The sequence below is a fragment of the Actinomycetota bacterium genome (assembly GCA_005774595.1).
Lineage (GTDB): Bacteria > Actinomycetota > Coriobacteriia > Anaerosomatales > D1FN1-002 > D1FN1-002.
The window spans coordinates 1-6,887 of the sequence record VAUM01000081.1 but is presented as its reverse complement, the minus strand read 5'-3'; the positions used below and the strand labels follow the sequence as shown (position 1 = coordinate 6,887).

General features: G+C 71.8%; 6 protein-coding genes. All 6 read left to right on the top strand.

Annotated elements, in window-relative coordinates:
• Positions 1-255: 255 nt before the first annotated feature.
• The gene (gene rny / locus FDZ70_04770; GenBank protein TLM78023.1) at positions 256-1,785 is read left to right on the top strand and encodes a ribonuclease Y; all 1,530 of its coding nucleotides are present in this window, start codon (positions 256-258) and stop codon (positions 1,783-1,785) included.
• A 23-nt stretch (positions 1,786-1,808) separates the two neighbouring features.
• Complete coding sequence (locus tag FDZ70_04765; protein TLM78024.1) at positions 1,809-2,885, top strand: sensor histidine kinase; 1,077 nt, start codon at positions 1,809-1,811, stop codon at positions 2,883-2,885.
• A gap of 156 nt (positions 2,886-3,041) precedes the next feature.
• Positions 3,042-3,314, top strand: coding sequence for a stage V sporulation protein S (locus FDZ70_04760; protein ID TLM78022.1), 273 nt, complete (start codon positions 3,042-3,044; stop codon positions 3,312-3,314).
• A gap of 18 nt (positions 3,315-3,332) precedes the next feature.
• Positions 3,333-4,169 (top strand): PHP domain-containing protein, encoded by an 837-nt coding sequence (locus FDZ70_04755; GenBank protein TLM78021.1) that lies wholly within the window; start codon positions 3,333-3,335, stop codon positions 4,167-4,169.
• Positions 4,166-5,515 (top strand): tRNA (N6-isopentenyl adenosine(37)-C2)-methylthiotransferase MiaB, encoded by a 1,350-nt coding sequence (miaB, locus tag FDZ70_04750; protein TLM78020.1) that lies wholly within the window; start codon positions 4,166-4,168, stop codon positions 5,513-5,515. The genes FDZ70_04755 and miaB overlap by 4 nt, the downstream gene beginning before the upstream one ends.
• A 58-nt stretch (positions 5,516-5,573) precedes the next feature.
• The coding region (amrA, locus tag FDZ70_04745) for an AmmeMemoRadiSam system protein A (protein ID TLM78019.1) at positions 5,574-6,887 on the top strand (1,314 nt) is incomplete at its 3' end.

The following is a 6,887-nucleotide window of genomic DNA, read 5'->3' as shown; positions in this document are numbered from 1 at the left end:
GGCACCTTCGTCTCGGCACTGCCGGGGATCCAAGTCGTTTCGTCGTTCCCGCTCGCCGAGCGATGCGTACCCGACTGGCGCATCGTTGTCGCACATGCCGGGCGCTCGGTCGCCCGGCCTTTCCGTCTCCGGGGCTCGCCTCGCCCGATCGGACCGGCCGCGCCGCCGGATGCACCGCACGCGGGCAGCAACGCGCCCGTACGCGGTCCGCGCCCGCACCACGACAGGACCGTGCTCGCACGAAGGGAGGGCGCCATGGAGTTCGTCGGATACGCCGTCGCAGTCATCGTCGGCGCCGCCCTCGGCATCGTCGGCCAGCGCCTCTACGCCCGCGGCAGCGTGGGCCGCGCCCAGGAGTCGGCCGAACGCATCGTCGCGGATGCCGAGAAGCAGGCGGAAACGATCAAGAAGGAAGCGCTCATCGAGGCCAAGGACCAGATCTTCCGCATGAAGGCGGAGGCCGAGGAGGAGGCCAAGGAGCGCCGCAAGGACCTCACCGCGCTCGAGACGCGGCTCATCCAGCGCGAGGAGTCGATCGAGCGCCGCGCTGAGGCCCAGGACAAGCGGGAGCACCAGCTCTCCAGCCAGCAGGGCCAGATCCAGGCGCGCGAGAAGCAGATCGAGGACATCATCGCCGAGGAGACCCGCAAGCTCGAGTCACTTGCCGGCATGACCGCCGACCAAGCGAAGGAGGAGCTCGTCGCGCGCATCCGCGAGGATGTGAACCGCGACGCGGCCGCCTACATCCGCGAGGCCGAGACTCACGCGCGCGACGAGGCCGACAAGAAGGCCCGCAACATCGTCAGCATCGCGATCCAGCGCGTCGCTGCCGACCACACCGCGGAGTCCACCGTCTCGGTCATCCACATCCCGAGCGATGAGCTCAAGGGCCGCATCATCGGCCGCGAGGGCCGCAACATCCGCGCGTTCGAGCAGCTCACCGGCATCAGCCTGATCATCGACGACACGCCCGAGGCGGTCGTGCTGTCGAGCTTCGACCCGGTGCGGCGCGAGATCGGCCGCGTCACGCTCGAGTCGCTCATCGCCGACGGGCGCATCCACCCGGCCCGCATCGAGGAGATGTTCGAGAAGGCGTCCACCCTCGTCGAGCAGCAGATCCACGAGGCGGGCGAGCAGGCCGCGTTCGACGCGGGCGTCCACGGGCTGCATGCCGAGGTCGTCCGCACCCTCGGCCGCCTGCGCTTCCGCACCTCCTACGGCCAGAACGTGCTCAAGCACTCGCTCGAGGTCGCGTACCTCGCCGGCACCATGGCGTCCGAACTCGGGCTCGACCCGCGGCTCGCCAAGCGCGCGGGCCTGCTCCACGACCTCGGCAAGGCGATCGACCACGAGATCGACGGACCGCACGCCGTGATCGGCGCGGACCTTGCACGTCGCCTCGGCGAGCACGCCGAGATCGTGCACTGCATCGAGGCGCACCACGCCGACGTCGAGCCGCAGACCGTCGAGGCCGTGCTCGTGCAGGCCGCAGACGCCGTCTCGGCCTCACGCCCCGGCGCCCGCCGCGAGACCCTCGAGAGCTACATCAAGCGGCTCGAGAAGCTCGAGGCGGTCGCGACGAGCCACAAGGGCGTCGACAAGTGCTACGCGATGCAGGCCGGCCGTGAGATACGCGTCATGGTCAAGCCCGACGAGATCTCGGACGCCGACTCAGTGGTGCTGGCGCGCGATATCGCCAAGCAGATCGAGGACGAGATGGAGTATCCGGGCCAGATCCGGGTCATGGTCATCCGCGAGAGCCGCGCGATCGACATCGCCAAGTAGGACCGGAAGGCTGCGTGCCCGCCATGTCCGACCCGGACCGGCTCATCGACCTCGTCTCCGCGGTCACCGGCGACGAGTTCCTCAAGGTCGAGGAGAACCTCGGCGACGGCTACGTCCGCCTTCGCGTCTCGGAGGCCGAGCGCCGGCAGGCCAAGCACGACATCCGCGGGATCGAGGACGTCGTCGTCGAGCTGCTGCGCAACGCGCGCGACGCGCACGCGCAGCGCGTGTTCGTCGCGACCGCCCGCGAGGGCGATAGCCGGACGCTGACCATCGTCGACGACGGCGTGGGCGTGCCGCCCGCGATGCAGGAGCGCGTCTTCGAGCCGCGCGTCACCTCGAAGCTCGAGACGATGGTCATGGACCGCTGGGGTGTCCACGGGCGCGGTATGGCGTTGTTCTCCGTGCGCAGCAACGCCGTCTCCGCGCGCATCGAGGCGTCCGACGCCCACAAGGGCACGGCCGTACGCGTCGTCGCGGACACCGGCACGATCGGGGAGCGCGCCGACCAGTCGCAGTGGCCCGAGGTCGAGACCGGCGACGACGGCAGCCTGCGGGTCGTCCGCGGCCCGCACAACATCCTGCGCCGCGTCGTGGAGTTCGCCTGCGAGCATCCCGAGGTCGACGTGTGGATCGGCTCGCCGTCCGAGATCGTCGCCACGATGCACGAGGTCGTGCGCGCGTCGGCCGACGCGTCCGAACTGCTCTTCTGCGACGACCCCTCACGCCTGCCCGTCTGGCAGCGTCCCGGCGCGGCGGCCGACGCCGCGGAGCTGACGGCCACCGCCGAGTCGCTCGGCCTTCCCATCTCCGAGCGCACGGCGCACCGCGTGCTCGCCGGCGATATCACCGTCGTGCCTCGCGTGCTCGATGTCCTGCGCCCGTCCGCGCCCACACCGGAGCCCGTGACCCCCGACATCTACCGCGACCGCCGGGGCCTCAAGATCGCCAAGGCCGACCTCGTCGAGTTCACCCGCGCGCTCACCGCGGCCTTCGACGCGATCTCCGAGCGCTACTACGTCCACCTGCGCGGCGAGCCGCGCGTGACGGTCGGCCGTGACGAGATCCGCGTCCGCTTCGACGTCGACAAGGACGACTGAGGGCGGCCGGGGGCCCATCTGCGCTATAATCGGGGACACGCACTCCAAGTTCGCGACACATGACGCCGCTCAATCACCCCAGCAGACCCAGAACGCCACCCGACCAGACGACGCGCCTCTTCTTCGCAGCAGCGCACGCACCGCATGGAGACAGCCGTGGAAGTCCTCAAGGTATCGAGCAAGTCGAATCCCAACTCCGTCGCCGGCGCGCTCGCCGGCGTGATCCGCGAGCAGGGCGCCGTCGAGATCCAGACCGTGGGCGCCGGGGCTCTCAACCAGGCCGTCAAGGCCATCGCCATCGCCCGCGGCTTCATCGCGCCTTCCGGCATCGAGCTGACCTGCGTTCCGGCGTTCGCCGACATCGTGATCAACGGCGAGGAGCGCACGGCGATCCGCCTGCTCGTCGAGCCGCGCGACATGCACCGCTAGCGGAGCGGCCCGCACGCGATGAGGGCCGACCTCCACGTCCACTCCACCGCTTCCGACGGCTCGTCGTCCCCGTCGGGACTGGTCGCGCTCGCGCTCGAACTCGGCGTGGACGTCCTGAGCATCACCGACCACGACAGCGTCGCAGGCGTCGCCGAGGCGGCGGCGGCCGCGCGCGGCACCGCGCTGACCCTGGTCCCGGGCGTCGAGCTCTCCGCCGTCGTCGGCACCCGCAGCGTCCACGTGCTCGGCTACTTCGTCGACACCCGCGACGAGCGGCTCCTCGCACACCTCTTCGACCTGCGCGCCGCGCGGCTGCGCCGTGCCGAGGCGATCGTCGCCTCCCTGGTCGCCGCAGGGATCCCGCTGTCGATGGACGACGTCCTGCGCCTCTCGTGCGACGGCGCGGTCGGACGCGCCCACGTGGCGCGCGCGCTCGTCGACAGCCGCGTCGTTCACAGCACCGACGAGGCGTTCGCGCGGCTCATCGGCCGGGGTGCCCCGCACTACGTGCCGCGCGACGTGCGCACGCCCGCCGAGGTGGTCGGCATCATCCGCGATGCGGGCGGGCTGGCCGTCCTCGCGCATCCCGGCGTCAGCAAGGCGGACGACATCATCCGGCCGCTCGCAGCCGACGGGCTCGCCGGCATCGAGGCCTTCCACGGGGAGCACACGCCGCAGCAGTGCGAGCGCTACGCGTCGATGGCGCGGGACCTGCGCCTGCTGGTCACAGGAGGCACCGACTACCACGGGCCCGCGTTCTCGTACAAGGACCTCGGGTCGGTCGCCGTTCCCGCGGAGGCTGTCGAGGCGTTCCTCGCCGCCGGTGCCGCGGCCCGGGGGGCGGATGCACGATGACGCCGGCGCACGAGCCCGCCGCGTTCGAGGTCCGCACGTTCGGGTGCCAGATGAACAAGCACGACTCCGAGCGTCTCTCTGGGCTTCTCATGGCCTCCGGCATGGTCCCGGCGACGGACACCGGGAGCGCGGACGTCATCGTCTTCAACACCTGCTGCGTGCGCGAGAACGCCGACGAGCGCCTCCGAGGCCAGGTGGCCTCGCTCAAGGCGCTCAAGGGGCCTCGCGGGAGCGGCCCGCTGATCGCCGTCGGCGGCTGCATCGGGCAGCGTGACGGCGCCGCGCTGCTGCGCGACCTGCCGCACGTGGACGTGGTGTTCGGCACGCACAACCTCGAGCACCTGCCGGTGCTCATCGACACGGCCTGGCGGACCCGTTCGGCCGCCGTCGAGGTCCTCGACCACGGCGAGTCGTTCGCGAGCGACCTGCCCGGGACGCGCGAGCACCCGTGGCACGCCTGGGTGCCCGTGACCGTGGGCTGCGACAACCACTGCTCATACTGCATCGTGCCGACGGTCCGCGGCCGAGAGCGCTCACGCGCGTTCGAGGACGTGGTGGGGGAGTGCGAGCGGCTCGTCACGGACGGCGTCGTCGAGATCACGCTGCTCGGCCAGAACGTGAACTCGTACGGGCGCGACCGCTACGGCGAGCCGCGCTTCGCGGAGCTGCTGCGTACGGTGGCGGGCACCGGCGTCGAGTGGCTCCGGTTCACGACGAGCCACCCGAAGGACCTGTCCGCCGACACGATCTCGGCGATGGCACAGACCCCGCAGGTCTGCCGTTACCTCCACCTGCCGGTGCAGTCGGGCTCCGACGCCGTCCTGCGCGCGATGAACCGCCGCTACACGAAGGCGTCCTATCTCGCGCTCGTCGACCGCCTCCGGCAGGCGATGCCCGACCTCGCGCTGTCCACCGATGCGATCGTCGGCTTCCCCGGAGAGACCGAGGCCGACTTCCTCGATACCCTCGACGTCTTCTCGATGGTGAGGTTCGACCAGGCGTTCACCTTCATCTACTCGCCGAGGGAGGGCACGCCCGCCGCGTCGATGGACGAACAGGTCCCCCGTGACGTCGCGCAGGAGCGCTTCGACCGTCTCGTCGAGGTCGTCCAGGCGACCGCCCTCGAGCGCAACCTGCCGTACTCGGGGCGCTCCGAGCGCGTTCTGGTGGAGGGCGCCTCCAAGCGCGACCCGCGCGTGCTCGCAGGCCGGACGGCCACGAACAAGGTCGTGCACGCCCCGGTTCCCGAAGGCCGCCGTGCCGAGGACCTCGCCGGTACCTTCGTCACCGTGGACGTCGAAGAGGCCCAGACCTGGTTCCTCGCGGGCCGCATGCGGGGAGAATAGCGTCAGGCGGCCCGACGCGCCGCCGCATGTCCGGGCAGAGGCGTAGGCGGGGGAGGAGATGCACATGACGCGCGAGGCGTTCGGGATCATCGCTCCGCACCCTCCGATCATGGTGCCGGCGGTCGGCGGCGCCGACGCGGACGTCACGGCGGCGTCGGCGGACGCGCTCGCAGTCGCGTCGCGCATGCTCGAGCGCTTCGCTCCCGACACGCTCGTGGTCATGTCGCCGCACGCTCCCGGGGCGAGCAACGCCTTCGCGGTGGAGACCGCCGCGGAGACGAGCGGTTCGCTCCGCCTGTTCGGCGCACCCGGCGCCGCGCTGCGCTTCGCCGGGGACCCGGAGTTCGCCGCCGCGCTCCTCGACGAGCTCGACGAGGCCGGCATCCCCGCCGTCGGCCGGGGTGACATGCCGCGGCTCGACTCGGGCACGCTCGACCACGGCGTCATCGTCCCGATGAGCTTCCTTGCGCCGGACGCGCCATGCCCGGTGCTCGTCCTCGCGCTCTCCGGCCTCGCGCTCGACGCTCACGAGGCCTTCGGACGGGTCGTGTCCGCCGTCGCCGCATCCTTGGGCCGGCGGGTCGCGTTCGTCGCGAGCGGCGACTGCAGCCATCGGCTCACGCACGACGGGCCGTACCCGTACTCGCCGCACGGCGCCGAGCTCGACGACGCTATCCGCAGCGCCGTGGCGGCATCCGACTTCGCCGCGCTGTCGCGCCTCGACCCGGTGATGGTCGAGGAGGGCGGGGAGTGCGGCCTGCGGTCGTTCGTCGCCCTCGGCGGCTTCCTGGGCGAGGTTGCCGAGGCACGCGTGCTCGCGTACGAGGGCCCCTGGGGCATCGGCTACCTCACCGCTGTCGCCGGCACGCCCGGACTTCTCGCGCGCCTCGATCCCACGCCGGACGCGGGGGCCAAAGGCGGCGCCCCGGGTCAGCCCGAGGGCGCGCTGCCCGCGCTCGCGCGCGCAGCCATCGAGGCGCACGTCCGGGGCGGTCGGCCACCGGTGTCGCTTCATCTCGACGACCCCTCACTGCCCCAGCGCGCGGGCGCGTTCGTGAGCCTGCATACGCACGGCGAGCTGCGCGGCTGCATCGGCACCATCGGGCCCACGCGCGCAACGCTGGCCGAGGAGGTCGCGCACAACGCCATCGAGGCGGCGCTGTCGGACCCGCGGTTCCCGCCGCTGGAGCCCAGCGAACTCGCCGACCTCGACGTGAAGGTCGACGTACTGCACGAGGCCGAGCCTTGCTCGTTCGACGACCTCGACCCGCGCACGTACGGGGTCATCGTGACGAGCGGCTGGCGGCGCGGCCTGCTCCTGCCCGACCTCGAGGGCGTCGACACGCCCCGCCAGCAGGTCGACATCGCGCTG

Coding starts and splice junctions, on each gene's coding strand:
- miaB (TLM78020.1), top strand. CDS start 4,166: ATGACGCCGGCGCACGAGCCCGCCGCGTTCGAGGTCCGCACGTTCGGG.
- FDZ70_04755 (TLM78021.1), top strand. CDS start 3,333: ATGAGGGCCGACCTCCACGTCCACTCCACCGCTTCCGACGGCTCGTCG.
- rny (TLM78023.1), top strand. CDS start 256: ATGGAGTTCGTCGGATACGCCGTCGCAGTCATCGTCGGCGCCGCCCTC.
- FDZ70_04765 (TLM78024.1), top strand. CDS start 1,809: ATGTCCGACCCGGACCGGCTCATCGACCTCGTCTCCGCGGTCACCGGC.